The organism is Pelotomaculum sp. PtaB.Bin117 (assembly GCF_002067195.1).
Classification (GTDB): domain Bacteria; phylum Bacillota; class Desulfotomaculia; order Desulfotomaculales; family Pelotomaculaceae; genus Pelotomaculum_D; species Pelotomaculum_D terephthalicicum.
This window is the reverse complement of the sequence record NZ_MVQM01000075.1, coordinates 1-26,043: the sequence shown is the minus strand read 5'-3', so window position 1 is coordinate 26,043 and position 26,043 is coordinate 1. Positions and strand designations below refer to the sequence as shown.

At 52.3% G+C, this 26,043-nt stretch carries 27 protein-coding genes; 2 read left to right on the top strand and 25 right to left on the bottom strand.

Annotation, left to right across the window (positions count from 1 at the left end; all coding sequences use genetic code 11):
* Positions 1 to 108 precede the first annotated feature (108 nt).
* The 17 genes from A4E54_RS04995 to tilS form a co-directional block, all read right to left on the bottom strand.
* Positions 109 to 1,089 carry a biotin--[acetyl-CoA-carboxylase] ligase gene (locus A4E54_RS04995; RefSeq protein ID WP_240083518.1) on the bottom strand — a complete coding sequence of 327 codons (981 nt, stop codon included), beginning with the start codon at positions 1,087 to 1,089 and terminating at the stop codon, positions 109 to 111.
* Between the two features lie 84 nt (positions 1,090 to 1,173).
* On the bottom strand, positions 1,174 to 2,028 hold the full coding sequence (gene nadC / locus A4E54_RS04990; RefSeq protein ID WP_240083591.1) for a carboxylating nicotinate-nucleotide diphosphorylase: 855 nt from the start codon (positions 2,026 to 2,028) through the stop codon (positions 1,174 to 1,176).
* Positions 2,029 to 2,050: 22 nt separating this feature from the next.
* Positions 2,051 to 3,118 carry a hypothetical protein gene (locus tag A4E54_RS04985; protein ID WP_240083519.1) on the bottom strand — a complete coding sequence of 356 codons (1,068 nt, stop codon included), beginning with the start codon at positions 3,116 to 3,118 and terminating at the stop codon, positions 2,051 to 2,053.
* 52 nt (positions 3,119 to 3,170) lie between these two features.
* The gene (gene nadB, locus A4E54_RS04980) at positions 3,171 to 4,751 is read right to left on the bottom strand and encodes an L-aspartate oxidase (protein WP_240083520.1); all 1,581 of its coding nucleotides are present in this window, start codon (positions 4,749 to 4,751) and stop codon (positions 3,171 to 3,173) included.
* 28 nt (positions 4,752 to 4,779) lie between these two features.
* Positions 4,780 to 5,682, bottom strand: a complete 903-nt coding sequence (gene nadA, locus A4E54_RS04975) for a quinolinate synthase NadA (RefSeq protein ID WP_240083521.1) — start codon at positions 5,680 to 5,682, stop codon at positions 4,780 to 4,782.
* Positions 5,683 to 5,827: 145 nt separating this feature from the next.
* Positions 5,828 to 6,211: an aspartate 1-decarboxylase gene (gene panD, locus A4E54_RS04970; RefSeq protein ID WP_240083522.1), complete on the bottom strand. Its 384-nt coding sequence runs from the start codon at positions 6,209 to 6,211 to the stop codon at positions 5,828 to 5,830.
* Complete coding sequence (gene panC, locus A4E54_RS04965; RefSeq protein WP_240083523.1) at positions 6,192 to 7,061, bottom strand: pantoate--beta-alanine ligase; 870 nt, start codon at positions 7,059 to 7,061, stop codon at positions 6,192 to 6,194. Before panC ends, panD begins: the two co-directional genes overlap by 20 nt.
* 235 nt (positions 7,062 to 7,296) lie before the next feature.
* On the bottom strand, positions 7,297 to 8,133 hold the full coding sequence (gene panB, locus A4E54_RS04960; RefSeq protein ID WP_240083524.1) for a 3-methyl-2-oxobutanoate hydroxymethyltransferase: 837 nt from the start codon (positions 8,131 to 8,133) through the stop codon (positions 7,297 to 7,299).
* Positions 8,130 to 9,023, bottom strand: a complete 894-nt coding sequence (locus A4E54_RS04955; RefSeq protein ID WP_502687924.1) for a Rossmann-like and DUF2520 domain-containing protein — start codon at positions 9,021 to 9,023, stop codon at positions 8,130 to 8,132. The genes panB and A4E54_RS04955 overlap by 4 nt, the downstream gene beginning before the upstream one ends.
* A gap of 320 nt (positions 9,024 to 9,343) precedes the next feature.
* Positions 9,344 to 9,850, bottom strand: coding sequence for a 2-amino-4-hydroxy-6-hydroxymethyldihydropteridine diphosphokinase (folK, locus tag A4E54_RS04950; RefSeq protein WP_240083526.1), 507 nt, complete (start codon positions 9,848 to 9,850; stop codon positions 9,344 to 9,346).
* The gene (folB, locus tag A4E54_RS04945) at positions 9,843 to 10,202 is read right to left on the bottom strand and encodes a dihydroneopterin aldolase (protein WP_240083527.1); all 360 of its coding nucleotides are present in this window, start codon (positions 10,200 to 10,202) and stop codon (positions 9,843 to 9,845) included. The genes folK and folB overlap by 8 nt, the downstream gene beginning before the upstream one ends.
* A complete protein-coding gene (folP, locus tag A4E54_RS04940) occupies positions 10,195 to 11,400 on the bottom strand; it encodes a dihydropteroate synthase (protein ID WP_240083528.1) in 1,206 nt (401 codons plus the stop codon). Before folP ends, folB begins: the two co-directional genes overlap by 8 nt.
* 128 nt (positions 11,401 to 11,528) lie before the next feature.
* Positions 11,529 to 11,945, bottom strand: a complete 417-nt coding sequence (locus tag A4E54_RS04935) for a universal stress protein (RefSeq protein WP_240083529.1) — start codon at positions 11,943 to 11,945, stop codon at positions 11,529 to 11,531.
* A 67-nt stretch (positions 11,946 to 12,012) separates the two neighbouring features.
* Entirely contained in the window at positions 12,013 to 13,773 is a 1,761-nt protein-coding gene (locus A4E54_RS04930; protein WP_240083530.1) for a formate--tetrahydrofolate ligase, read from the bottom strand.
* Positions 13,774 to 13,826: 53 nt separating this feature from the next.
* Positions 13,827 to 14,282: a nucleoside-diphosphate kinase gene (gene ndk, locus A4E54_RS04925; RefSeq protein ID WP_240083531.1), complete on the bottom strand. Its 456-nt coding sequence runs from the start codon at positions 14,280 to 14,282 to the stop codon at positions 13,827 to 13,829.
* A 118-nt stretch (positions 14,283 to 14,400) separates the two neighbouring features.
* Entirely contained in the window at positions 14,401 to 16,230 is a 1,830-nt protein-coding gene (gene ftsH / locus A4E54_RS04920) for an ATP-dependent zinc metalloprotease FtsH (protein WP_240083532.1), read from the bottom strand.
* A gap of 284 nt (positions 16,231 to 16,514) precedes the next feature.
* Entirely contained in the window at positions 16,515 to 17,948 is a 1,434-nt protein-coding gene (gene tilS / locus A4E54_RS04915) for a tRNA lysidine(34) synthetase TilS (RefSeq protein ID WP_240083533.1), read from the bottom strand.
* A gap of 166 nt (positions 17,949 to 18,114) precedes the next feature.
* Between tilS and A4E54_RS04910 the strand changes: the two genes are divergently transcribed.
* On the top strand, positions 18,115 to 18,276 hold the full coding sequence (locus tag A4E54_RS04910) for a hypothetical protein (RefSeq protein ID WP_240083534.1): 162 nt from the start codon (positions 18,115 to 18,117) through the stop codon (positions 18,274 to 18,276).
* 79 nt (positions 18,277 to 18,355) lie between these two features.
* Here the strand turns inward: A4E54_RS04910 and spoIIE are convergent, their stop codons facing one another.
* The 5 genes from spoIIE to A4E54_RS04885 all read right to left on the bottom strand — a co-directional run bounded on the left by spoIIE (position 18,356) and on the right by A4E54_RS04885 (position 23,137).
* Positions 18,356 to 20,839 (bottom strand): stage II sporulation protein E, encoded by a 2,484-nt coding sequence (spoIIE, locus tag A4E54_RS04905; protein ID WP_286724779.1) that lies wholly within the window; start codon positions 20,837 to 20,839, stop codon positions 18,356 to 18,358.
* 90 nt (positions 20,840 to 20,929) lie between these two features.
* On the bottom strand, positions 20,930 to 21,805 hold the full coding sequence (locus tag A4E54_RS04900) for a Ppx/GppA phosphatase family protein (protein WP_240083536.1): 876 nt from the start codon (positions 21,803 to 21,805) through the stop codon (positions 20,930 to 20,932).
* A gap of 87 nt (positions 21,806 to 21,892) precedes the next feature.
* Positions 21,893 to 22,270 carry a S1 RNA-binding domain-containing protein gene (locus tag A4E54_RS04895; protein ID WP_240083537.1) on the bottom strand — a complete coding sequence of 126 codons (378 nt, stop codon included), beginning with the start codon at positions 22,268 to 22,270 and terminating at the stop codon, positions 21,893 to 21,895.
* 208 nt (positions 22,271 to 22,478) lie between these two features.
* Positions 22,479 to 22,892 (bottom strand): FtsB family cell division protein, encoded by a 414-nt coding sequence (locus A4E54_RS04890; RefSeq protein ID WP_240083538.1) that lies wholly within the window; start codon positions 22,890 to 22,892, stop codon positions 22,479 to 22,481.
* Complete coding sequence (locus tag A4E54_RS04885) at positions 22,889 to 23,137, bottom strand: helix-turn-helix transcriptional regulator (protein WP_240083539.1); 249 nt, start codon at positions 23,135 to 23,137, stop codon at positions 22,889 to 22,891. The genes A4E54_RS04890 and A4E54_RS04885 overlap by 4 nt, the downstream gene beginning before the upstream one ends.
* Positions 23,138 to 23,349: 212 nt before the next feature.
* Between A4E54_RS04885 and spoIIR the strand changes: the two genes are divergently transcribed.
* Positions 23,350 to 24,060, top strand: coding sequence for a stage II sporulation protein R (gene spoIIR / locus A4E54_RS04880; RefSeq protein ID WP_240083540.1), 711 nt, complete (start codon positions 23,350 to 23,352; stop codon positions 24,058 to 24,060).
* A 53-nt stretch (positions 24,061 to 24,113) separates the two neighbouring features.
* Here spoIIR and yabQ read toward each other — a convergent pair whose 3' ends face one another.
* The 3 genes from yabQ to A4E54_RS04865 all read right to left on the bottom strand — a co-directional run.
* Positions 24,114 to 24,668 carry a spore cortex biosynthesis protein YabQ gene (yabQ, locus tag A4E54_RS04875; RefSeq protein ID WP_240083541.1) on the bottom strand — a complete coding sequence of 185 codons (555 nt, stop codon included), beginning with the start codon at positions 24,666 to 24,668 and terminating at the stop codon, positions 24,114 to 24,116.
* Between the two features lie 78 nt (positions 24,669 to 24,746).
* Positions 24,747 to 25,025, bottom strand: a complete 279-nt coding sequence (gene yabP, locus A4E54_RS04870) for a sporulation protein YabP (protein WP_240083542.1) — start codon at positions 25,023 to 25,025, stop codon at positions 24,747 to 24,749.
* Between the two features lie 172 nt (positions 25,026 to 25,197).
* On the bottom strand, positions 25,198 to 26,043 hold an 846-nt coding region (locus A4E54_RS04865; RefSeq protein ID WP_286724771.1), incomplete at its 5' end, for a SpoIID/LytB domain-containing protein.

The following is a 26,043-nucleotide window of genomic DNA, read 5'->3' as shown; positions in this document are numbered from 1 at the left end:
CCTCTGGCGGCATGAATATCTGACTCCTGACTCCTGAGCATTATACTGCTTGGGCAATTAATGCGTAAACCATTGCTTGCAACAAAGTTGACATTTAAAGCAAAATTTTTACACCCGCAAAGAAACGTCTCCTACTATCAGCCGCTGCAATCCGCCGTCCGGGAGCCGCAGCAACAGCGCTCCGTCATAATCGACATCTTCGGCCCAACCCTCCCAGGATTTATTCAAGGTATGGACTCGTACCGGACAATGCAAAGAAACGGATAACTCCTTCCATTTCGCCAGGACTACCGGAAAGCCCTGCTCAAGCCAAAGCTGGTACCATTGTTCATACTCCTCCAGCATAGCCTGCAGCAAATCGACCCTGGCTAGCTCCGCGCCAGTTTCCACCTTCAGGGAGGTGGCGATATCGCGCACTTCTTCAGGCAATTCAATAAGTTCCTGGTTGACGTTCAGACCGGCGCCCACCACCAGATAATCAATTCTGTCCAATTCGGCGCTCATTTCAGTGAGGATGCCGCAAATCTTCCTGCCGCCCACGAACAGATCGTTCGGCCACTTGATGCCCACAGGCACGCCTGTTTTTTTTCTAACCGCCAGGGCCAGGGCTACCGCCGTCACCATAGTCATTTGCGACGCCTCGGAAGGATTGACGGACGGATATAGAATCACGGAAAAACAGACATTTTTGTACTTCGGCGAATGCCATTTCCTGCCCAGCCGGCCCTTGCCGCCGGTCTGCTCCTCGGCAACCACAATCGAGCCGTCACGCGCGCCTTGACGGACTAATTCCTTAGCCATGTCGTTCGTGGAAGAAACGCTATCGTAATAATAAACCTGCTGACCGAAAAATTTACTGTTCAGACCGTCCAGAATCTCCTCGGCATAAAGTCTGTCCGGAACACGGACCAGTGAATAGCCCGCGCGCGGACGCGCGTCGATTCCATACCCATCCTCCCGCAAGGTCTGGATGTGCTTCCAGACCGCGGTCCGGGTTACGTCAAGTTTTTTGCATATGTCTTCACCGGATACGAATTCGGGCTGGAACTCTTTTAAAAGCCGGAGAACAGCTCTTTTCAAAATAACCACTCCCGAAAGTTATTCTAATCGTTTGCCACTAAAACGTCAACATTTATTATCATTATAAGTTAACGTTGACGTCAGAGCACTTTTTTAATAATCAGCTTTTATTTCTGCCAAGTCCAGGCTGATATCAAGTGATTCAACCGAATGAGTCAACGCTCCGACCGAGATCAGGTCTACGCCCGCCGCCGCGATTGCCCGGATATTTTCGCCGGTGACATTACCGGAGGCCTCCACCAGCGCCCGGCCCGCCACAAGCGCCACGGCCTCGCGCATCATCTCCACAGCCATGTTGTCCAGCATAATAATATCAGCCTTTACTTCCAGCGCCTCCCCCACCTGCGCCATGCTCTCCACTTCAACTTCAATTTTCGCGGTGTGAGGGCTGGCCCGCCTGGCCGCCTGCACAGCCTTGGCGATACCACCCGCTGCTTTTATATGATTGTCCTTAATCAGTACGGCGTCATACAAGCCGAAGCGATGATTATATCCACCACCCACCCTGACGGCGTACTTTTCCAGCATTCTCAACCCCGGTGTGGTTTTTCTGGTATCTATGACATGCGCCTTTTGACCGGCTACTAATTCTACCAGTTGGGCTGTTTTTGTGGCAATCCCTGAAAGACGCTGGAGAAAATTCAGCGCCAGCCGCTCACCGGTCAGGATTGCCCGCGCGTTGCCGCCGACCTCGGCCAGCACCCGGCCACGCTCGACAAATTCACCGTCAACAGCCCGCGCTTGAAACAGCAGCGCCGGGTCAAGACAACGGAAAATCTCCTCCGCCACCGGCATCCCCGCCAACATGCCTTTTTCTTTAGCAACAATATAGCCGTTTGAAACCGCGCCCGCGGGAACAATACTATTTGTGGTCAAATCTCCGGCGCCGATATCTTCATTTAAGCAATCCCTAATCAGTTTGCGCAATGCCAACACGTTAAAATCCATGGCCGTCCCCCGTTCCGTCAGCTCAGATATCATAAGTTTTCTTCAAATAATTTACAGTAAACTCCTTCAAAGAGGTTTTCTGGGGATTAAAACTACTAACAAGCGCCTGGGCATATTCCCTGTCAAAAACATAAGACCCTTCTCCCAAATCCTTGGTTATCCCTTTGCGGACAATCAGATATCTGGCAAAGCCTTCGGTTAAATTTTCTTTTACCCACCCTTCCCAGGTATAGGGAATATCTTCCTCATACCTGGCCGCAAGCTTTTCATCTTTTTTCAGCTTCCGGGCCAGGTACTTGAACGACCAGCCGTCAGTAAAAGTTTCGTAAATTGGCGCGCTGAATTCATTAAAGACCGCAGTCCAGATCTTTTCCGGAGTCTTGTTCCACTGGACTGTTGTTATCGTGTCCTTATTCCGTGAAAAAACCGACATGCCGATAATTCTCATATTTAACTGCAGTTCAACGTTGCGCTGTTTTTTCTTTTGCTGAATACCGGTTTCCTTTTCTATAAAGCCGACAATATCGAAGCTTTTATCGACTATGGACATTGTTTTATCGACCTTCCGCTGCAGAAGCGGCTTAATCTGCTCATAATGCGGCAGGGCGTAATTAGCGCCGTACCAGGAATAAAAGTCCAGCAGCAAATCTCTTTGATTTCTAAAACACCGTTCCTCACGGATAAACTTGACGATTTCGTCAAAGCTCGCCCCTTGTTTGCCGTCCTGAATCAAACATTCAATCATATACTGCGCGTCATAATTAGCCAGTATGGTTTTTAACTGGGCGCGGCGGTGTTCGTCCCAACCGCCGTAAGAATTATAGAGCCAGTTATAATGCACGGCGTATTCCGCGTCACTGATGGCTTTCTCCTTTAGCCCCGCCCACATTGCCTGATCTTTTACGTTCGCCCGGTAAATTTCCTCAGAAGATTCAAAAAGAAAAACGCTAAAATCTTCCACTTTTATCACCAGAGGGCCGCCTGCTTGATCAACCCCGGCAGTCCATAATGAACAGCCTGATAATATAAACGTTGCCGCCGCGAACAAACATACATAAGGCGCTAAAACCTTAATAAATCTGTTTTTCAACTACTGCCCCACTCCCAACACGACATAATAGCCCGTCCTTTTCCCGCCGCGTTTACCGTCTGAAGATAATATGTTTCTGCCAGCGCCGGGAGCTGTCGGGATAATCCACCCGGTAGTGGCCGCCGCGGCTTTCGCGCCGCGCCAGGGCCGCTTCAGCCACCAGTTCGCCAACCTGCAGCATGTTCTTCACTTCCATTTGTTCGGCATTTTCAGCACTGTGTCGCCCCAGGTACCCCCAGGAATCAAAAAAGTTCAGCGACTCCTTTAACCCCTGACCGCTCCTCACCGGACCAACCTTGCTGCCCATCAGGACTTCCAGCTTTTTGCGCAACTCCCCGAAATCTATTTTCAACGGCTCCAGCAGCCAGTCGCAGGCAAACTCCGGACGGCGCGGGTGGTAGGTTTTTAAGAACTGCCTGGTTTCATCTACAATTCGGCCGCCGAACACCAGCCCGTCCAGCAAAGAATTGCTTGCCAGGCGATTGGCTCCGTGTACTCCCTGACAGGCGACTTCGCCGCAGGCGTAAAGACCCTTGATGCTGGTTTCTCCCACAAGATTGGTTTTCACCCCGCCCATCATGTAATGGGCGGCGGGAGCCACTGGAATCTTGTCGACATATATATCCAAACCGTATGCCGCACAGGTTTTAGTAATATTAGGAAAGCGTTTTTTAATCACTTCAGGATCAAGATGGGTCAAATCGAGGTATACTTTATTAGCGCCGGTCGCGACCATTTCCTTCAAAATCGCCCGCACGACGATATCCCGCGGCGCCAGTTCCAGCAGGTCATGGTAGCGGGGCATAAAACGCACACAATCGCTGTTGCGCAGGTAGGCGCCCTCGCCGCGCACCGCTTCAGAAATTAAAAATGGCGGCGCGCCCGGCAGGTTCAGCACAGTGGGGTGAAACTGGATAAACTCCATGTCCATTACTTCAGCCCCGGCCCGGAAGGCTATCGCTATACCGTCGCCGGTAGCGATTTCCGGATTGGTGTTGAACTCAAACAAACGGCCCAGCCCACCGGTGGCCAGGACTACCACTTTACCGCGATAGATTTTCAAACTATTGTTATCCCGGTCAAAAGCCAACACGCCATAACAGGTGTTATCCCAGACCAGCAGGTCCACCACGAAGTGGTTTTCCCGCACACGTATATTCTTTTCCCTGATGCGCTCAGTCAGCACCCTTTGGATTTCAGCGCCTGTGGCGTCACCACTGGCGTGCAGGATGCGCCTCTGACTGTGGGCACCCTCTCTCGTCAGGGCCAGCCCGTGACTGTCATAATCAAAAATAGCGCCCATCTCGATCAATTCTTTGACCCGCTTCGGCCCCTCGTTGACCAGTGCCGACACTGCCTCGTCATCGCACAGGCCGGCACCCGCCACAATGGTATCCTCTCTGTGTAAAGACGGTGAGTCACTGTCACCGAGAGCGGCGGCAATGCCACCCTGGGCTTTGTCCGTGCTGGTGTCCATCATGTTGTACTTGGTCAGCACGGTAACCGAGCCCCCCGCTCCGTAAGCAGCCAAAGCAGTATACAACCCGGCAATTCCGCTACCCAGGATAATATATTCATCTTCCTCCTGGAGCAGTTCCCTGGAGTCGAAATTCACCATATACTTATCCGGCAAAAGGAAACCCCCTCAATTAAGCGGCGCGTCAGACCGCCAGCATCTTGTCCAGGCAACGGACAGCCCTCTCCCTTATCTCCCGGGGAACATCCACCCTGGGTGCGAGACTGATTAGCGCCTGGCGGACCTTTTCTAAAGTAGTTTTCTTCATATTCGGGCAAACCAACTTGTCTGAGGCCAGGTAAAACTGCTTGTCCGGGCAATGTTTACGCAGCGGGTGCAGGATACCCATTTCAGTGCCGACAATAAATTCATGTGCGCTGCTTGCCCGGGCAAAATTAATCATGCCGGTAGTGCTGGCAACCACGTCGGCCAGGGCAACCGCTTCCGGGCGGCACTCGGGGTGAACCATAATCAGGGCGGCGGGGTGCGACGCCCTGGCCGCCAGAAGGTCATCGGCGGCAAGCCGGTCATGAGTGTTGCAGCAGCCCTCCCAGACAGTCATTGCACGCCCGGTTTTTGAGGCCACATAACGCCCCAGGTTCTTATCCGGAACGAACAGGATCGGCTTGTCCTCCGGCAGGGAATTAATCACTCTCTCAGCATTGGCGGAAGTACAGGCAATATCGCATTCCGCTTTCACTTCTGCGGAAGTATTCACGTAACAGACCACGACAGCGTCCGGCATCTCCTGTTTTTTCCGCGCCAGCGCCACTTCGTCGACCATGTCCGCCATCGGGCAGCCGGCATGTTCGTCCGGCAGGACCACAATCTTTTCCGGTGATAGAATGGACGCGCTTTCTGCCATAAAATGCACTCCGCAAAAAATAATCACATCGGCATCCGTTCCGGCCGCTTGTTGGGCAAGCCCCAGGGAATCACCGACAAAATCAGCTATATCCTGGACTTCCGGGCGCTGGTAGAGATGGCTTAAAATAACCGCGTTGCGCTCTTTTTTCAACCTGATAATCTCTTCGGACAAATCTTGCATAAATTCACTCCCTGACACAAAATTCAATCCTCTCCAGTAAAAATACAGTAATAATAAAATTACAAAAAAACGTTGCCAAACCACCTCTGTTTTAACAACGCCTATTTATCAACATCCCCAGTCAGGAGGTTAAATAAGAATTATATCAGCCGATTTCACCAGGGGCCTCTCCGTGTCTTATCCCGACAACTTTATTTTTTTCATCAACATTGACGATAACAGGCTGAAAAACTTGCGCCTCGGCACGGTCTAAGATGACATATGAAATAATGATGACAGTATCGCCAGGCTGCACCAGCCGTGCCGCCGCGCCGTTCAGACAGATCACGCCCGACCCGCGGGAACCCTTGATCACATATGTTTCAAACCGGGCGCCATTATTATTATTAACAATCTGCACTTTTTCATTAACCAGGATGTCGGCCGCTTCCATCAGGTCTTCGTCGATAGTAATACTGCCCATATAGTTCAGGTTGGCATCGGTAACAGTGGCCCGGTGAATCTTTGACTTAAACAATGTTAGAAACATGATCCCGTACCCCCAAAATAATGTTGTCAATCAGCCGCGTCCGCCCAATTTTCACAGCCAGCGCCAAGAGAGCGGGTCCGTTTAATGTGGCAACAGGCTCCAGGTCCGGGTGACTGTAAATTTCCACATAGTCAATCTCCGCCAGCGGCTCCGCTCTGATCGTGCCGACAACCAGTTGGCGAATAGTTGACACGTCCCGCCGGCCTGCCGCCACCGCTTCCGCCGCGGCTTGCAAGCTCCTGAACAGGACCAGGGCGGCCTGCCGCTGCGCCGCGTCCAAATATACATTGCGCGAACTCATGGCTAGGCCGTCTGCTTCGCGTACAGTCGGCACCGTCACTACCTCCAGATCCATATTCAGGTCGGCAGCCATTCTCTTGATGACCAGAACCTGTTGGGCGTCTTTTTGCCCGAAAAAAGCCTGGTCGGGGCAAACGATGTTGAACAGTTTGGCCACCACCGTAGCCACTCCGCGAAAGTGTCCCGGCCGGGATAGCCCGCATAGCCTTTCCGTAATCCGCTCTACTTCAACATAAGTGCAATAGCCCGCCGGGTAGATCTCCTCGACAGGAGGGTTGAATACGGCATCCACGCCCACTTCCCCGGCCATCTCGACATCCCGCTCCAGGTCTCTGGGATACCTGGCAAAATCCTCTTGCGGACCGAATTGAGTCGGGTTGACAAAAATGCTGATCACTACGATATCACAGCTTTTTTTGGCCTGGCGCATCAGTTCCAGATGCCCCTGGTGCAGATAGCCCATGGTAGGCACAAAGCCGACGGTCTGGCCCCGATTTTTGGCTTCGCGGACATACTTGCGTATTTCAGCTACGGTGTGGCAAATAAACATGTCCAACCTCCATCTGGTAGTTGGTTGTTGGTCGTTAGATTGCTTGTTGGGATTCGCTTCCGGCGAATCCCTTCCACCCCCAACCACCTGCCGCTAATTTGGTCGTCAGTCGTTGGTCATTGGTTGCAGTAAGCGAGTATTATTATTCAGGCACCCAGAATTCAGAATACTCCGGGCCGACCAATCCTTCCTTCATTCCGACTCCTGATTACTGACCCGTAAGCATCGCTTTCTTTTAGTACAATTTCTCCAGCACTTCCTCCGACATGCCGAAACAGTGCTCGGGGGCCGGGAAGGCGCGCGCTTCCACTTCTTCTTTATATTGCTTGACGGCAGCGGCCGCCTGCTCATGCAGGTTGGCGTACTGCTTGACGAATTTCGGTGTAAAGCCCGGGTAAAGGCCCAGGATATCGTGAATCACCAGCACCTGCCCGTCACAGTACGGACTCGCGCCTATCCCGATGGTGGCCACTCCGATTGATTCAGTAATTAATTTTGCCAGGGGAGCGGGCACACACTCCAGCACAACAGAGAAGACCCCCGCTTCTTCCAGGGCTTTGGCGTCGGCAATCATTTTTTTAGCCACCCGCTCATCTTTCCCCTGCACCTTAAAACCGCCCAACTGGTTGATGGATTGCGGCGTCAGTCCCAAATGGCCCATTACCGGGATACCGGCGTTAACAATTTTGCGGACCACTCCCACAACTTCCGCACCGCCCTCCAGCTTAACCGCCTGCGCCCCCGCCTCTTTTAAAAAACGCCCGGCGTTCCGCACCGCTTCTTCTTCAGAAGCCTGGTATGAGAGAAAAGGCATATCCGCGACAATCATTGCTCTACGCGCGCCGCGGCATACCGCCTTAACATGGTGGACCATATCATCCATGGTCACCGGTATGGTGGAGTCATAACCCAAAACCACGTTGCCCATTGAGTCGCCTACCAGGATTATGTCGATCCCGGCTTCGTCCACTATTTTCGCCATGGGGAAGTCATAGGCGGTGAGCACGGTGATCGGCCTGCCTTCCGCCTTTTTTTGTTTAACGATCGCGGTGGTGATCTTTTCTTGTTTCACTTCACATATGCCTCCTTGAAGATCTCTTTCAGCCTTTCCTCCTGGTCCTGATTAATGCTTCCTTTCTCCAACGCCACTTTAATAGTATAAAGACCGAGTACGCAGTAGAGATCCATCTCTTGCTTCCCCACTTCTCTCAGCGTGGCCAGATGCCCCTCCAGGGTCGTTCCGTCACCCCGCGCTATGGGACCGGTCAACGCCGGGGCGGGACTCACTTGGGCAATATTGCTTACCGTCCCTTGCACCAAGGGCAACAACGCTTGAAAAGCCTCCTCCCGGGAAAGCCCGAAACGGCTGAATAATCCCGTGGCCAAATGCATCAGAGAAACAAGGTAGTTGGACGCGATACACGCCGCTGCGTGATACAATGGCTTGTCCTTGGCGGCTATGGTAAAACTCCTGCCCCCAAGGTCCCTGACGATTTGTTCAGCCACAAGCAGCGCGCCGGCATCCCCTTCCAGCGCGAAATATGAGCCTTCCAGGTTTTCCATGGCCATTTTCACATCGGCGAAGGACTGGAGCGGGTGCAGCGACGCCGCCAACGCTCCTGAACGCCGGACCGCCCCCACCGCTCCAGCGGGATGAGCCCCGCTGGTGTGGAACACAACCTGTCCGGCTTTGAACCCTTTCTTTTTACTTATCTCCTCAGCAACCGGGGCTATTATCCGGTCGGGCGTTGTGATAAAAACTATGTCCGCGCCACTGGTAATCTCCTCCGGCTTGCCGGTGGCGGGCACTTTTAATTGCCCTGCCAGACGTTCGGCTGCTGAGAAGCTTTCATCGGCTACTCCCGTCACCAAATAGCCCCGCCGGCTCAAAAGCAGCGCCAGCGCAGACCCGACTTTACCCGCTCCCACCACTGCTATTGACGGTTTATTAAAGGGTATCATCTCCTTTAAACGGAATAGCCAATAAACGGAATAGCCAAAAGAACACAACACACATCATTTGTTAAAATTCATGAAAAAAATAAAAATCTTCCGGGGGACCCCGAAAGACTTCGTAAAATCAACCTCCCGTCTCGGTCCATCCGGCTCCAAGCGATAAGTTGTCACTTATAAGCAAGGTATTTGGTCAAATTGTCTAAAATACGCTGAACACGCCAGGTACGGCTCCTAAATGGATACCACCCTTGTCCGCTACCATTTTAACACAGGCATAACAAACAGGCAATTAATTTTTAACAAAATATTTAGTAATTTAAGACAATTTATATATTATTAGCCATCCGTTCTATTAACTGTGCTTTTGCCAGTGACAACGCCAGTCCCTCTGCCTTTCCCCGGCCCGGTATGACCAGACCGGGCGCCAGATCGGCCAGGGGCGCCATCACAAAAGCGCGCTCGTGCATGCGCGGGTGCGGGATTACCAGTTCAGGGGTATCGATTGCCACCTTGTCATATACAAGTAAATCGAGATCTATTGTCCGCGGCCCCCAGCGCCTGCCGCGCACCCGCCCAAGGCGGTCTTCCAAGGCAAGCAGCAATCTGAGCAGATCCAGCGGCGGCAAATCCGTCTCAACTTCCGCAACGGTGTTGATAAACCAGTCCTGCCCGGCATAGCCGATGGGAGCGGTGCGGTAGCAAGGCGCGACCCGGACCACCCGCAGCCCCGGCGCAGCGCCGAGCAGATTTAACGCTTTGCTTATATTGGCTGCCTTATCGCCCACATTGCTCCCCAAGCCCACATAGGCGACAACAAGCAAGGAATTATTCATTTTTTCGCCTGATCTCCACTGCCATCCAGTTAAATTTGAAAGGCAGGGGCGCCTGGGGTTTTTTTACCCGGACCAGCACTTCCCGCACCGGAAAGTGTTCAAGAATACCGGACGCGACGCTTTCCGCCACCGACTCAATCAATTTGCGGGGGCGGCCTTCCACGATCGCCCTGACCAATTCGGAAACACCGGCATAGTCTACGGTGCATTCCGGCTCGTCAAAGCAGCCCGCCTGCCTGAGGTTTAAAAAAAGCTCCACATCGACAATAAACCTCTGTCCCAAAGTCTGTTCTTGAGGGGATAACCCGTGGTGACCATAAAATTCCATTCCTTCCATAATTATTTTATCCATCCGCAAAGGCTCCTCGCTCCCGCACGATAGCGTCCGTCATTCTGGCCACCCGCGCCATTTCCTTCACGTCGTGCACACGGACAATATCCGCGCCGTTGACAATGCCCACCGCCACGGTCGCCGCCGTGCCTTCCACCCGCTGCTCCACAGGCAGGCCGAGCACCTTGCCGATAGTTGACTTGCGGGAAGTGCCGATCAATACCGGGAGTCCCAGACAGCGCAGTTCTCTAAGCCGCCGCAGCACTTCCAAATTTTGTCCGGCTGTTTTGCCAAACCCGATGCCCGGATCAATAATGATTTTATCCCTGACCATGCCCGCTTCCAGGGCAAAACCAATGCTTTCTTGAAAATACGCGATCATATCGCCGGTCAAATCGCCGTATCCGGTCCCCTCCTGATTGTGCATCAGCACCACCGGCGCGCCGTATTCCGCGGCCAGCCCGGCCATGGCCGGATCAGCGCGCAAGGCCCATTGATCGTTCAGCATGTGGGCGCCTGATTCCAAAGCCTGCCGCGCTACCGCGGCCTTAGAAGTATCAATTGAAATGGGAACCGGCAACTCTTTAACCAGTTCTTTCAGCACCGGGATCACCCGCGCCGCTTCTTCACCCGCGTCCACCGGCGTGTGTCCCGGCCGGGTAGACTCGCCGCCCAGGTCAATGATATCGGCCCCGTCGGCTACCATTTGTTTTGCCCGGACAACAGCCGAACTGCAGTCGAGGTATCTTCCCCCGTCCGAAAAGGAATCCGGCGTGACATTCAGAATTCCCATAACAAGGGTTCTCTCGCCCACACGGACAGTTATGCCCCGGCAGTCCAGATCGCCGGGCAGCCTTCCCTCCCGGCCGGCCAGGACCGCCCCAATCCGGGCGGCCAATGCGGACAAACCGTAAGGCTGCAGGCGGAGCTTGGCCATAAAGGCGCTATATTGTTTCAACGTACCCATCAAAAGCACTTTGGTTTCACTCACTGAACAGTTTACAGCACCTCTGGCGACAGCGGCTTCCCCACCTTTGCCGAGCATTTCCTGTTTAATGATATTAGCCTGCTCCGGCCGCACCCCTTCCAGCATCACCAGGCGGTGCACCATTTTGGGGGCCATCCACCTGCAGCCGGCTTGATCGGCGCCGACTGATTCCAGGATTCGCATCGCCTGCTTCTGATTATCAACCTCGATGCCGAAAACCTTGATGGCCAATCCGCCACCTCCATCTTCTGAAGTCTGATTATATTTTTCTTCAATGTGGGAAATATTATATCACGATAGGCTAGACGGCAGCTGCCTGTTGGTCTTTCAGGTAATGAGATTATCATCAAACCAGGCTCTCAGTCGGCGGTGACGTGAATAACAATAACAGGACAGACGGCCCCGGAACATACTTTATTGCTGACACTGCCCATCAGCAGGCCGGGAATTTTCCCCAGGCCCCTGCTGCCCATGATAATCACATCATAGCTCTCTATTTTTGCCTTTTTAAGAATTTCCTTGGAAGGATTGCCGAGCGCCACGGCGGTATCGATTTTTACGTCATTGCCGCTGATTTCTTCCCTCAACTGCTCAAGCATTAGCTGTGCGTTTGTCCTCAGCACTTTAATCTTTTCTTCAGAATGATTCGCAATATCCTGCACTATATGGAAGAGCGTAACTGTTGACTTAGACACCAGGGCGAGCTTAACAGCATGCTGCGCGGCTGAAATAGCCTGCCTGGAATTATCGAAAGGTACTAGGATCTTTTTATACATTACACATGCCTCCCGCAATATTCGCCGGTAACTATCGTTCTTGACAATACTGTCTGAGGCGGATATCCTAAAATAGACCTGTCACCTTCCCGGTATTTACATTTACGTCAATTCTTCTAAACGCCGGATTAGAGCCGGTACCAGGCATCAGGCTGATTGAACCGGTTACTGGACACAGAAACCTCGCCCCGGCAAAAACTAAAATATCATGCACCGGCAGAACCCAATCCTTGGGCACTCCCTTTAGTTCCGGATCATGAGACAAACTCAGATGTGTTTTTACCATTACGGTTGCGTAATCACTCATCACGGGATCAGCTTCCAGCTTTTTGGCTTTGGCTTCAGCTTCCGCGGCCCAGGCGACACCTTCAGCTCCGTACACTTCCCTGGCAATTGCTTCCACCCTCTGCCGCAACGGCATTTCCCGCGGGTAGAGGAATTTAAAGTCAACTTCTTCATTACAGGCGTCAATAACCGCGTCTGCCAGCTCAAGAGCGCCTTCCCCGCCGGCCCGCCAATGTCTGGAAAGCGCACAGCGGGCGCCGGCCTGCTCCGCATACCGGCGCACCATGTTAAACTCCTCTTTGGTATCCGTGCCGTAAGCGTTAATGCAGACAACCGGCTTGATCCCCGCTTTTTTAACGGTGTTTATATGATGCAGCAGGTTCGGAATACCTTTTTCCAAAAGACTCAGGTTCTCTTTCCGGTACTCTTCAGCCAGCGGCCGGCCCGGCACAACCCTGGGTCCGCCGCCGTGCATCTTCAAAGCCCTGATGGTAGCAGTGACAACTGAAACGCTGGGCACAAGCCCGCTTAACCGGCATTTTACATTCCAAAATTTTTCAAAACCGATGTCCGCCCCGAAACCGCTCTCGGTTACGTGATAATCGAACATCTTCAAGCCGATGCGATCGGCGATAATGGAAGACTGTCCCACGGCAATATTGGCGAAAGGTCCGGCGTGCACCATGCAGGGCTGGTGCTCTACCGTCGACATCAGAGTCGGGTTAATGCTGTTGCTCATCCAGGCGCACATGGCGCCGGCAACTTCCAGGTCGGCAGTGGTAACCGCGTTGCCCCGCTTATCGTAAGCCACAACGATTTCGCCCAGTCTTTCCCGCAAATCCCGCAAGTCACGGACAATAGCGAGAATAGCCATGATCTCGGAACTGCCGGCGATGTGGAATTTGGACGACATCATGAAGCCGTCCATTTTGCCGCCTATGCCCATAACAATATTACGCAGGCCCTGAGCGCAAAAATCAATGACCCAGCCCATTTCCACCCGTTTCGGATCGATGTCCAGGCGTCTTAGATTCCGGCTTGCCAGTTCCCCGTCACTGTAGTTCGCCTCGTGCTGCATCCGGGCGTTAAGGGCTACCATGGCCAGATTATGCGCATTCATGAGGTCGTTTATATCACCGGTAAGCCCCATGGAAAACTCGGTCATGGGAACAAGCAAGGCGTTGCCGCCGCCGGCGGCCGTACCTTTGATATTCATGGTAGGTCCGCCCGACGGCTGCCTGACACAGCCGCCCGCATTCTGGTGCCTTTTGCCCAGCCCCTCCAGCAAACCCACGGTGGTAGTCGTCTTCCCCTCACCCAACGGAGTGGGCGTGATCGCGGTAACTTCAATATACTTGCCGTCCCGCCTGTTCTTTAAGCGGTTGATAATCTTCAGGAAATCAAGCTTGCACACTCTTCCGTAAGGGATAACCTCGTCTTTTTCTAAAAAAAGCCTGTCCCGCCATTGCTCCGGCGTAGGCATATGTTTTTCCGCTTCTTCGGCAATCTGCCAATCAGCCATTCTTGTCGCGTCATACGGCATAAAATGTTCCTCTTATGAATGTTCCTCTTAATATCTTCTTGTATCTTCGGGGATTATTCGTAGATCCACCGGTCGAGATCCCGGTCGTATACAACTAATTCCTCTTCTTTGAAAAACAGGCCGATTTCCCTGGCGGCGCTGGCAGGCGAATCTGATCCGTGGATTACGTTTCTCCCCATATCAATCCCAAAGCTGTTTCTAATCGTTCCCGGCGCGGCTTTCAAAGGATCGGTCGCCCCCATCATCTCTCTGGCGGCGCTGATCGCGTTTTTCCCCTCAATTACCATGGCCACAACCGGCCCGGAAGTAATGAAATCCACCAGTGGCTCAAAAAAGGGCTTGCCGGCATGTTCACCATAGTGTTTTTCTGCCAATTCCCTGGTTATTTTAAACATTTTCAGGCCGATAATTTTAAATCCCTTTTTCTCAAACCTGGAGATAATTTCTCCCGCCAGATTGCGCTGCACGCCGTCGGGCTTAACCATAAGATATGTGCGTTCCTTTTGCATTCCTGTAATTACCTCCTGTGACTATTCAGCAGTCTCCGGCTCCGCACCGGCATCAATTACACCGCGCGACCCGGGAAATGATCAAAAAAACAGGGCCTGAATCGGCCACGAATATACTTTAATTAACTCTGTCCAGCCGCTCCGCCTCGCCGGCTTGCTTCATCAACTCCGCAAATTCATCAGCTTCAACAGTCTCTTTGGCAAAAAGCGTTTTCGCCACCAGATGCAGGGTTTCCAGGTGTTCCTCCAGGACTTGCTTCGCTTTGTTGTATGAACTGTCAATCATTTCCCGCACCTGCACGTCAATGGCGTTTGCCACCTCTTCACTGTAGTTGCGGTCCCTGGACAAATCCCGCCCAAGGAACGGGGTATCCTGTTTATGCCCGAAAGTCATCGATCCCAGGTCGCTCATCCCGTATTCCATGACCATTTTCCGAACTATAGCGGTGGAGCGCTCCAGGTCGTTTTGCGCGCCGGTGCTGATTTCTTTCAGCACCACGGCCTCGGCCACACGCCCGCCCAGCAGCATGGTTACCTGATCGATGAGCTGTGATTTGGTGGCGTAATAGCGGTCCTCTTTGGGCAGGAGCAGAGTGTAACCGCCGGCGCGGCCCCTCGGTATTATTGAAACCTTGTGCACCGGATCGGTATTAGGCAGCAGGTAGCCCATCACGGCATGGCCGGCCTCGTGGTAGCAAACCAGCCACTTTTCTTTTTCGCTGATTACCTTGGATTTCTTTTCAGGTCCCGCGATCACTCTCTCAATGGAATTCTCCAGGTCGGCCATCGTCACCTTTTTGCGGTTTTGCCGCGCCGCCAGAAGCGCCGCCTCGTTGGTCAGGTTGGCCAGGTCGGCGCCGGTGAACCCCGGGGTCCGGCGCGCGATAATCTCCAAATTTACCGCTGTATCCAGAGGTTTGCCGCGCACATGCACTTTGAGAATTTCTTTACGCCCGTTGACATCCGGCGCGTCTACCACTACCTGACGGTCGAATCGCCCCGGCCTTAAGAGCGCCGGGTCAAGAATATCCGGACGGTTGGTGGCCGCCAAAATAATTATGCCCTCGTTCGGCGAAAATCCGTCCATTTCCACCAGAAGCTGGTTCAAGGTCTGCTCGCGCTCGTCGTGGCCGCCGCCGAGGCCCGCGCCCCGCTGCCGCCCCACAGCGTCTATTTCATCCACAAAAACGATGCAGGGAGCGTTTTTCTTTGCTTGCTCAAAGAGATCCCGCACCCGCGAAGCGCCTACGCCCACGAACATTTCCACAAAGTCCGAACCGCTGATGCTGAAAAAGGGAACACCCGCCTCGCCTGCCACCGCCCGGGCCAGAAGAGTCTTGCCGGTGCCGGGCGGCCCAAAGAGAAGCACCCCTTTAGGTATCTTGGCGCCAAGCTCGTGAAACTTCCGCGGACTTTTCAAAAATTCGACTATTTCCTCCAGTTCTTCCTTTACTTCATCCGCCCCGGCCACATCAGTGAAGGTGACTTTCTTCTTTTCGTCATTCTGCAGCCTGGCGCGGCTCTTGCCGAAAGACATAACCCGGTTGCCGCCCCCCTGGGTCTGCTGCATCAGGAAAAAGAACAGCACCACAAACAAGAGAATCGGCAGCAGCGTTGTCAGCAGCCCGGTCCACCAGCCGGGTTGGGCCGGCTCTTCTGTCCTCCAGTCAACCTTTTTTTCTTTGAGGGACTCGTACAGGACAGTATCCATGGCGGGCCCTATGGTCTCAAACTTGCTCCCGTCTATTCTCTCCCCGGTGATTATATTAGTATAATTCTCCGGCTGGATTACAACAATTTTAATCTGGCCGTTGGCCAATTCATCTAAAAATTTGCTATAACCCTCCACCTCGGCGGGATTCTTGGGTGGCACCGCATATTTAAGCAAAAAGATAATAACGACTACGATCAACAAATATATGCTAAGGTTTTTTACAACCTTATTCAAATATGCCACTTCCTCTCCAAAAGTCGGGACAGAAAAACCCACAATTATAATTATACCATGATGCGCAAAATATTAAAGGTTATTTTTGTTACTCTCTCAGAAGCCGGAAGTCAGGAGTCAGCATTCAAAATAATTCAAAGAAGAATAAACTGTTTCTCTCATTCTGCCCCGAAAATAAATCTTTACCATTTTCTATTTTTCAGATGGTGAAGTGAAGCTTCACGTACGTTTGGCTCCTATTCCCAACTCTTCACTCCTGTCTCCTGATTCCTATCTACTGACTACTAACTTCTGTCTCCTGACTCCTGAGAGTCAGGCGCGCCCCGCACCAGTTCCAAATGCAGTATTTTCGCAGTGTCATTATCAATTTTCCACTTTTCCCCCACCCGTATACCCCCAATCCAGATTATTTCTTCCGGCGTGCAAACCAGTGGCAGGCAGTCTCTTTGCGCCTGGGGAACCTTCTGTTTGATTAAAAAATCTTTTAATTTTACCGCGGACCTGTGCCCGTAGGGACAAAAAACATCCCCTTTCAAACGCCGCCGCACGAATATTTGCGGCGGCAGCTTGGCAAAATCCAACAATGCTTCCGTAGCCGGCAAAAAACGCGGCTCCGGGGCGTCCTCAACAGCTGTCAAGGAAGCGCGCACAGTGCGGTCCAACTCAGGTATGTAGGTTGAACCAGGCACTTTCAGCGGGTAAAGGTAATGGCCGGGCTCCGGGTTTTTCCGCTCCGCGCGCAGCTCGAGAGCCGCATAAGACCGGATTGCCGCAATACCCGCCGGCAGGGACGCGCTCAAGCCGGTTGCTTCACTGTCCAGCAAATCCAGCACGGCTTTTGTGTGCGTAAAAGACAGATCACGCCCTGAACCGGTCAAATCGCGCCAGGCCAGCCTGACCACCCTGCGCACGACGGCCTTGGGCATCTCCCGCAAGCGGGCTAGAGACAATCTGATTACCCCGTCGCCGTCATTTAGCCCGGCTTGCCGGTACGCTTTCAGCGCCTGTTCCTCCAGGTAGCCGTCCTCCTCCCGGCAAATCTCGCCCAGCCTGAGCAAAGAGGCAGTCAGACCCGGGTTATACGCGTTTTTCAGCAGAGGAATCAGTTCCCTTCTGACCCTGTTCCGCAAGTATACAGGCTTCAAATTTGAGGAATCATTGCGAAAGGGCAGGTTCATTTCCGCGCAGTAGCGTTCGATTTGAGACCGCCGTATCGCCAACAGCGGCCTGATAATATAATTATCCCGCACCGGCATGATGCCCTTTAGCCCCGTTGTGCCCGCGCCCCGCAGAAAATTGATTAAAATAGTCTCGGCCTGGTCATCGGCCTGGTGGGCCAGCGCTATTTTACCCGCCCCGTTTTTTTTCGCCACCTCTTCAAGAAAGCGATAACGCACCTCCCGCGCGGCTACCTGGGCGGGAAGTCCTCTTGCGCTCCGGTACGCCGGTACGTCAACAGCTTCAACTGTGGCGGGCAACTGGTAGCGCCCGGCCACCCCGGCCACAAACAAAGCGTCGGCCTCTGATTCAGCCCCGCGGAACATGTGGTTAAGATGAGCCACGTGCAGGGAAATCTCCAGATCGCGCGTTAAACAGTGCAGCAAATGCAGCAGCGCGACTGAGTCGGGGCCGCCGGAAACCGCCACCACCACCCGGTCACCCCGCTCCACCATCCGGCAGCGTTCAATATATGCGCGAACCTCGCGGAGCAGATCCATCAGGCTCCAACCTCTCCACAAAATACTTCACACGATAGTTCATTGATATTCAACAATGATGAAAGTTTTTCCTGCAAATAACGGAAAATAAGACCTTTGGGCTGTCATGCGCGGCTCATGTTCGGGGATCCATAATTGTTCGGGCTCTTTCGCCTCTAAGAGACAATTGGGAATACAGGCTATTAAACGTGCCGTTGGCCTCGGTCTGCAGCTTTCTTTACGTGACGGTTTAGCTGCGGAAGCAGAATTATTAGGACAATTGTGTAAAGGTGAAGATATCAGTGAAGGTGTTAAAGCTTTTTTTGAAAAACGATCACCTGCATTTTGAAGCTAATCTTCTTCATATAAAGAGGACTGTAATTCGATCAAGGTTTTTTGGCATTAGCTCTCTGAACTATTGTGCCGGGCTAATTAGGCCCGGCTTGTCGCTTTACAGTCTCTTTTTGTTTCTCCAGCCTTGCCACCACTACGGTCATATCGTCCGGCACCCTGGCGGCGCCGCCCGAGCCTGTTTGGGCCAGCTTCAACAGCAACTCGGCCATCTCCTGGGGCGGCAGGCCGGCCGCATCCTCCAGCACACCGGCAATCCATTCCCCGTGCTCGCCCCCGCTTTTGCAGGCTTCGAGCATGCCGTCCGTGAGCATCACCAGCATGTCCCCTGGTTCCAGCAATCTGGCCTGGGATACTATTTCGAACTCCTCAATAATCCCCACCGGCAGGGAACTGGCCTTGATTTGGCTTACCTGCCCGTCGCGCAGCAGATACGTCGGCACAGCGCCAATTTTTAAAAAATCCGCCTGGCCGTTGTACAGGTCAATCATGGCCAGATCCACCGTGGCGAAGCTTTCTCCGGGTGAGCGCAGCACCAGGATGGAGTTAACCGTCTTGATCGCCAACTCCTGGCCAAATCCCAATTCCAGCAAGTGCCGCAGGAGAGAGAGCGTGGTGCCGCTTTCCAGGGCCGCTCTTGGCCCAACCCCCATGCCGTCACTCAGAGCCAGGCCAAATCTCCCTCCCTTCAGATAAAAGAAGGCATAGTTGTCTCCCGAAACCAAACTCCCGCCCTTGCCCATGCCGGAAACGCCCAAAACAAGACGGTAATTCAAGTCACTATAGAACCTCAGCCGGCAAACCGAACCGTCCTCATTAACGGCGCATCCGGCTGCTGCGGGGAAAAAAGCACGCTCCAGCGCCGCGGACAAGAGCGGGGCGATTGTGCTGCGGCACCGCATCTTGCCGCCGCAGGCGGGATGGGTCAGCGAAACTTCAATCCTGTCTTGACCCTGGCCGCTGATCGATAAACTCTCCACCCTCACACCGGCATTCTTTAACTTCTTGCGCAGGTAGAACCCCAAGTCTCCCGCTTCCACATTGAATTCCAACTCGCCGGGCAGTCCGGCGACCACTTCCCCTATTCCTCTAAGCTGCTCCGATACTATTTCCCTGCTTTCCAGCAGCCGTCCGGACCAGTAGCGGTTAATCTGATAAGTTTCATAGAGGCAGTTGACAGCGACGGCAAGCTCCTTTGTCCTTGCGCACCGCTTCTTGATCTCCTCCGGGAGGTCGTCCCGGGTGATGCTGCCGTACACCTCCACCTGAGCAAGAAGATCTATCAGAGACTGGTAAGTCCTGTAAAACTCCCTCTCCCAGCAAGTACGGCAGAAAGAACAGCCGTCACAAACTTTTTGCCCGATCTGATTGATCAATCCTTGTATTTTCTGTTCCTCGCGTGATCCGGCGGTAGATGAAAGCTGTTCAAAAGTTTGAGACAATTCCTGAAAAACCAGGGTCCAATTCCTTATCTTTTCTTTAAAAGCCTCTTTCAATAATAACTTCCCCGACGGATTTTCCTTATCGTCAGCCACCTCCAGACCCACGGACGAAATTGCTTCTTTAATGATAAAAGGCGGGACCAGCAGGAAAAGCATTGTGGAAAGGCCGCTCTCGACCAGGGTTGAAACGATATTTCCGTAACCGGTTACGTAAACCGTTAAGATGATATTAGCCAGCAGAAACCCGGTGGCGACTCCGGCCTTGCCGAAGCTCCTGCAAAAGCCGGCTAAAAACCCGGCGAAGGAGTAAGCGGGCGCCAGCGTCGGGACCGCAGTATAAGCGAGCCCCGGGATCACTCCCAGCACCGCGCCGGCCGCGGCGCCGGCCCCGGCGCCTCCCACCAGGGACGCCAACAAAATAGCCAACCGGCTCAGCGTGCCTTTCACACTGGCCAGTTCATTCCCCAGGTCGCCGGTTCCCGCGATCAATCCCCCAAACACAAGCAACACGCAAAACACATCTTCACTGTTCAAGATGTGTCCGCTCCTGGCCCTTTTCTTCAACGCCGCGAGACCCTTCATCGTTACAAGGGTGAGCAGCGCCGCGAATATCGCTTCGAACAACACACAAAAATAACTGTAAGAAGCCGCTAACGGGTTGGCAATAACCAGCAGCGAGGTTTTAATAATTATCGTCACAGCCAGGACGAGGCAGGGCAGGATTAACCACCGCCTTCCCGGCTCAAAAGGGATCACCCTCATTAACAGCAACGCGCAAACCACTGCCAGCACAGAACCGGCCAGGGGCATGCCCCTGCTGATTGTCATCAAACCGGCGATTACAGCCGGCGCCGATACCAGCCCGGACCGCCCGAAAACTTGAACGGCGGCGACGGCAAAGGCGATTCCGAAGGGCACCAGATCACCCAGCAAAACCGCCCGCCCCAGAAAAAAACCTGCGCAACAAAAACAAAGCCCGCCGGCTAACGTTAGCTTCCCAAGTTTAACGCGGGGGAAATGGTGACGTTTTTCCGCATTTTTTGAGCGGAAAAACGTCCGCCGTTTATACCCGTCTTCTCCGGTCCTCCGGTATGGATAGATTTTGAAATTTTCGAGCACCAAGTCCACCCCTTGTACTTTTCACCAATAGGGTTATTATAGTACAACAGGCAGGAAATATTTGTCATTTAGAGTAGATGCAAAATAACTTTATATCGACTTTTCCAGGACCAATCCGTGAAGAATGTCACACTCGCTGACAAGCAAGCTATCCAGCCCGATCCCATCCAGCACCGCTTTAACAATGGCAACACCGGCGGCAATGATATCCGCCCTTTCCGGCTGGAGGCCGGGCAGCCGCTTGCGTTCATTAATATTCATAGATTTCAGCATGTCGTAAATACGTTGAACAGATTCCGCGGTTAAGCGATACCCGTGGATAAGCAGCGGGTCATAGACCGCTAATTCCAGATCCACCGCCGCCAGAGTGGTAACGGTTCCCCCAACTCCCGCCAGACAACTTGCCCGGCACCCCTGCAGCATATCCAAAGCCGGCTTTAAAACTTCTGCTATAAGCTGTTCGCTCCACCCGGAACCGCTCATCCGCACCGCCCCGGCCTTCACGCTGACACATTCCGGCCGGCCGTTTCCGTTCCAAATCAGTTCGGTACTGCCGCCTCCCACATCCACAACTACGGTAGAGCGCGGGTCGACAGGCAGCCCGGAAAGAACTCCCCGGTAGCTCAAAGCAGCCTCCTCCGGCCCGCTGAGCACCCGCACCGGAAGGTCAAAACGCTGTTTAACCAATTCCAAAAACGCCGACTGGTTGGCCGCGTCACGCACCGCGCTGGTGGCGGCTGCAACCACTCGCTCCGCCCCTAATTGCAAAGATGCTTCATAGCATGCGCCAATCGCCTCAAGCGTTCTCTCCATAGCCGCGGGCAACAGCGCGCCTGCGTTAATACCTTCCCCCAGCCGTGTTGTCATGAGTTTTTTCTCTACTGCCCGCGCGCTCCCGCCGGATACGTCCGCGACCAGCAGTCTGGTCGAGTTGGTACCTATATCAATAGCCGCGACCCGGACCATTTAATTTACCCCCCTTAACAATAAAAAAAGCCGCTTTACGGCAAGTAATGTCAATAACTCAATTTGTTGTCAATAATCCCCTAATACTTACCGGCAAGAGCCGCGCCCTCCTCTTTTGGACTCGTTGCCCCGTTTCAAAACCTGCTGACGCTCTTCGCTTTCTTTCAGAAATTTCGCTAATTTATCTTCAAAAGAAGCCTGTATCTTCTTCTTTGGCACACGGTTCGGCGCCGGATTTGCTTTTTTTATTGAAAGACCTACTTTTCCTTTTGGATCTACTGAAATTACCTTTACTTTTACTTTATCGCTTGTTTTTAAAAAATCATTTACATCCTTCACATAAACCTCGGCAATTTCCGAGATATGAACCAGTCCTGTTTCACCCCCGGGCAATTCGATGAACGCGCCGAAATTGGTTATTCCGGTAACAGTGCCTTCCACGACGCTCCCCAGTTCGATCGGCATAATGAACCAAATTCCTCCCCTTAATCACAGCAAGAAACAATCAAAATAACCTAGAGCAATTATATGCGAACTAAACAGAAAGTGTCAAGAAGCACCTGCGTTTTTCAAAATCTTATACTACTAAAAAAACTTAACAAATAAACATAAACAAGTTAGTATTTATGGAAATAGCAGATAATAGCAATAAACATTTTAATACCTGCCGTCCCTAATGAGCCGGGCCGCTATCATCGGCGGGAGGCTCTATCTTTTTGATCTCGGTTCCCTCAGGCACGGGAATCACCCTGGTCTCACCGGCCTTAACCAGCCCGAGTTTCTCACGGGCCGCTTTTTCGATAAAAGAATCGCTTTGCACCTGCTGCAACTCGTTGCGCAAATCTTCATTTCTTTGTTTCAAATCCTGCACTTGCTGTTCAATACTGCTCACATCTCTCCGCATGGACGCGAGTGAGCTAAACTGGCTGCCGAAGGTAAATGCCAAATAAGTCATCAGCAGCACAATTACCAGAGCCGGGAGCCTGCTCCTGGATAAATTGAAAGTTACCTGTTTTTTAGGGCGTTCAGCCTGCCTTGCAGGAACGGAAACATACATTTCCTGTTCTTTTCTCGCTGATTGATTCAATCCTCATTCTCCCCTTTGGCTTCGTTTTCATCATCAACTCCGAATAAACCCAGGTTGTTGCCGGGAATTACTATTACCACCTCGTAGCCCTTGGTTCTGGCACGACTAAACAGAGTGTTCACTGTACTGGCGCTTAAGCCCAGCTGCTTGGCAATCCGGTTGGAGGAGTAACCCATTTCCTTTAGCGTTACTACCTGCCGCTCCCGAAAGCTTAATCTCTCCACTCCTCTTATTTCGATCTTCATACTACACGCCCCAGCACCTTTTCAACCTGGTTGTCCACAAAATAAGTACAAATAAATTACATATTTTCTACATTGGTTATGATATTCCTGCTTGCAAATGAAAATTTTTTACAGTAAGTATAATTTTATTAACCAACAATATGGTTAAATATCAATAAATTGGCAATGATATTATTAACAATAAACCCGGGCATGGAATGGGGTGGATTACTTTGAATTTGAGCAGGAAGCAAAAACTCATACCGTTGGGCCTGATCATTCTAACAGCAACTCTCTCTGTAGCTGCCTGGCATAATAAAACTTCGGATACGACATATCCGCCCGATCGTTTAATCCGCCTGCATGTTGTGGCTAACAGCGACTGCGCGGCCGACCAGGAACTAAAAAGAAAAGTGCGCGACGAAATAATCCGGAGTGTTTCACCGGAATTTCTTAAAGCGCAAAATATTCTCGCGGCCAGGGAAATCGCCGCGGCCAACCTGGGCAACATCAAAGAAATCGCTTCCAGGGAAATCAACGCTGCAGGAAAAGATTATTCAGTGGAGGTCAGGCTTGAGAATTTCACTTTCCCAACCAAGCACTACGGTCCTTTTGTGCTCCCGGCGGGTGATTACGAGTCGGTGCGGGTAGTCATCGGTTCGGGCGGCGGGGCTAATTGGTGGTGCGTTCTCTTTCCACCCCTTTGTTTTGTGGATATGCCAAGAGAAACGGCGGTGGATTTACCGGAAAACTTCAATTCAGCCTCATCTATACCCGCGCCCGCCGGAAACGCCGCGGCAGAACGAACACCGGCCGGCACGGCAGTGGAAAAAATCGCCACGGCCGAAGAAAACGTTAATGACGCGGCATCCATCGATAATCATGTTCAGGTGGAATTTCGATTCAGGATATTGGATTTACTAAATAAATTTTTCACCTCCTAGTCGTCTGATCCTGTTTTCTTAGGAGAACAGGATCAGTTTTTCCTAAAGCTTAGCTAATCTTTTTTTCTTTTCCAAAAAACCATGGCGGACAATCTCGGCTTCAGTTTAATAATTATTATATTCAATCGTTTCCCCACAAGGTTGGAGAATATCCTTTTGAGCCCGCGTCCGGGTTTTTTTAAAAGGAACCACATAAAATTCAACGGGTAAGATAAAACAAGAATTACCAGCCGGACAGGCAATAGGATGATTTTCCATAAGAACAGCGTTATTCTTACTACCGACTTCCAGGCTTCGTGAAACACGTAAAATTTAAACCTGAGCAACCGCCTGATCACACCGCTGAGAAACTGGAAATAAAAGAAAGCGCCCAGACCGAGACCGATAAAAACATACAAACGGACAACTCCCCAGTTTCCCAAAACGAGCAGAAAAAACACCAAGGCGGTGGTAACCAGCCAGAAAACCATATCTCCCAGGCAGGTACCCACTTTTTTCAGCTTGAATACTCCTCTGACCACCCGGTAATAATCGTAGCAAAAGCCGGCCACCATCCCGATCACCAAGGTAGCCGCGAAAGCGCATACCTGATTTGCAAGCGGTTCCATGGCAATACTCCTTTAGACAAACCAGCAATATACAACACCAGCTTATGCAATGAAGTGAAGAAAAAGCGCCTCAGCGCTTTATTTTAATATTCTGCCCAGCAATCTTTTCCCTTTGCCTTTGCCTTTTCCCTTACCTTCCACATACTGAAGAGAAGCAAAAAACCCTTCCGCTTCAATGGAGCCGGTTTCCAGGTTGAGTTGGGTAATATGCAGCCCTTCACCTTTTAGAATCACCATACCCATGTTGGTTTCCAGGGTTATCTCCGACTCGTTGAAGCTGTCAACGTGCTGGACGCCTTCCATGATCAACTGTTTGCGCCCGTAAATGGCCGCGCTGTGACCAACCTGTTCATTCATTTTCCATCACTCCTTATTAATCATTGAGCTGGCAAGGTCTCATTTCCTTCAAGCCGCCCGCTTTCGTGCGGGTGGCTTGCAAAGTGATGGAGAAACCTACTTCAATCATATGCCGGGTCAACTCATTTATGCCAAAAAAAAGAAGGCGTTTCGCCTTCTTTACTTCCCTTTTTTATTTCCACTGTTTTTGAATTTCAATGTCTTTAAAATAAGTTTTTATTATATCTTCCGGGGATTTGCCCTGCTCCGCCAGCAGCCTGGCCCCCCACTGGCACATGCCGACTCCGTGTCCGAAGCCCTTCCCCGTCAGAACCAGCTCGCCGCCTTCCACCCGGATGTCCGAGAGAAGCATGGACCGTACCTTTTCACTGCCCAGGGCCAGTCTCAAAGCAGGACCGCCTACGGTTTCACTGCCTATTTTGAGCCGCTCCGCCCGCCCGGAAGGCCCCTTTTGCGCTATGGAAGCCGAGGTGACCGGGCCGGGGTCCTTGCCGGTTGTTTTCTGCACCGCCGTCCTGACCTGGCTGACGGGGATTCTCACTTCCCAGGACTTGTTTTTCGGGTCGGTGATAGCCAGGCAGCCGTCCTGGACGCCCTCCTTCACGTAAGGGGTGGGTTCTTTTGTATAGGCCAGTCCTTCTTCCGCGGTGGCTGAAATCCCGCCGTCACATGCCGAAAACCAGGCATGAATAAAGCTGCCGCCGTAAGTAACCACCTTGCCCCGCGTCCGCTCTACCGCCTGGCGGACATTATCGTTGATTTTGGACGGATCATAAGCCTGAAACTCTTCCACACTGGTGGAGGCATCTGTGCCATGCAGCTGTTTAACCCGGCCGGCCTTAATATTTTCCATGGTAAAAGTACGGGCCAGAATCGCCTGGGCGGCAAGGGCGTTAACCGGCCACTTGGTGTCCATTTCCGCCGCAACCACTCCCTGGACGTATTCCTCCAGCTTAATGTTTTTTCGCTCGCCAGTCTTGTTGTCGAAAAGGGAAATCGTCGGCTCGTCACCTTGCGG

Bases quoted from the DNA above. Each gene is read 5' to 3' on its own strand.
- nadC (WP_240083591.1), bottom strand. From the start codon at position 2,028: ATGGATTTTAACGTGTTGGCATTGCGCAAACTGATTAGGGATTGCTTA.
- nadA (WP_240083521.1), bottom strand. From the start codon at position 5,682: ATGCAAGATTTGTCCGAAGAGATTATCAGGTTGAAAAAAGAGCGCAAC.
- panD (WP_240083522.1), bottom strand. From the start codon at position 6,211: ATGTTTCTAACATTGTTTAAGTCAAAGATTCACCGGGCCACTGTTACC.
- panC (WP_240083523.1), bottom strand. From the start codon at position 7,061: ATGTTTATTTGCCACACCGTAGCTGAAATACGCAAGTATGTCCGCGAA.
- A4E54_RS04955 (WP_502687924.1), bottom strand. From the start codon at position 9,023: ATGATACCCTTTAATAAACCGTCAATAGCAGTGGTGGGAGCGGGTAAA.
- folK (WP_240083526.1), bottom strand. From the start codon at position 9,850: ATGAATAATTCCTTGCTTGTTGTCGCCTATGTGGGCTTGGGGAGCAAT.
- folB (WP_240083527.1), bottom strand. From the start codon at position 10,202: ATGGATAAAATAATTATGGAAGGAATGGAATTTTATGGTCACCACGGG.
- A4E54_RS04935 (WP_240083529.1), bottom strand. From the start codon at position 11,945: ATGTATAAAAAGATCCTAGTACCTTTCGATAATTCCAGGCAGGCTATT.
- A4E54_RS04930 (WP_240083530.1), bottom strand. From the start codon at position 13,773: ATGCCGTATGACGCGACAAGAATGGCTGATTGGCAGATTGCCGAAGAA.
- ndk (WP_240083531.1), bottom strand. From the start codon at position 14,282: ATGCAAAAGGAACGCACATATCTTATGGTTAAGCCCGACGGCGTGCAG.
- tilS (WP_240083533.1), bottom strand. From the start codon at position 17,948: ATGGATCTGCTCCGCGAGGTTCGCGCATATATTGAACGCTGCCGGATG.
- A4E54_RS04900 (WP_240083536.1), bottom strand. From the start codon at position 21,805: ATGGTCCGGGTCGCGGCTATTGATATAGGTACCAACTCGACCAGACTG.
- A4E54_RS04895 (WP_240083537.1), bottom strand. From the start codon at position 22,270: ATGCCGATCGAACTGGGGAGCGTCGTGGAAGGCACTGTTACCGGAATA.
- A4E54_RS04885 (WP_240083539.1), bottom strand. From the start codon at position 23,137: ATGAAGATCGAAATAAGAGGAGTGGAGAGATTAAGCTTTCGGGAGCGG.
- yabQ (WP_240083541.1), bottom strand. From the start codon at position 24,668: ATGGAACCGCTTGCAAATCAGGTATGCGCTTTCGCGGCTACCTTGGTG.
- yabP (WP_240083542.1), bottom strand. From the start codon at position 25,025: ATGAATGAACAGGTTGGTCACAGCGCGGCCATTTACGGGCGCAAACAG.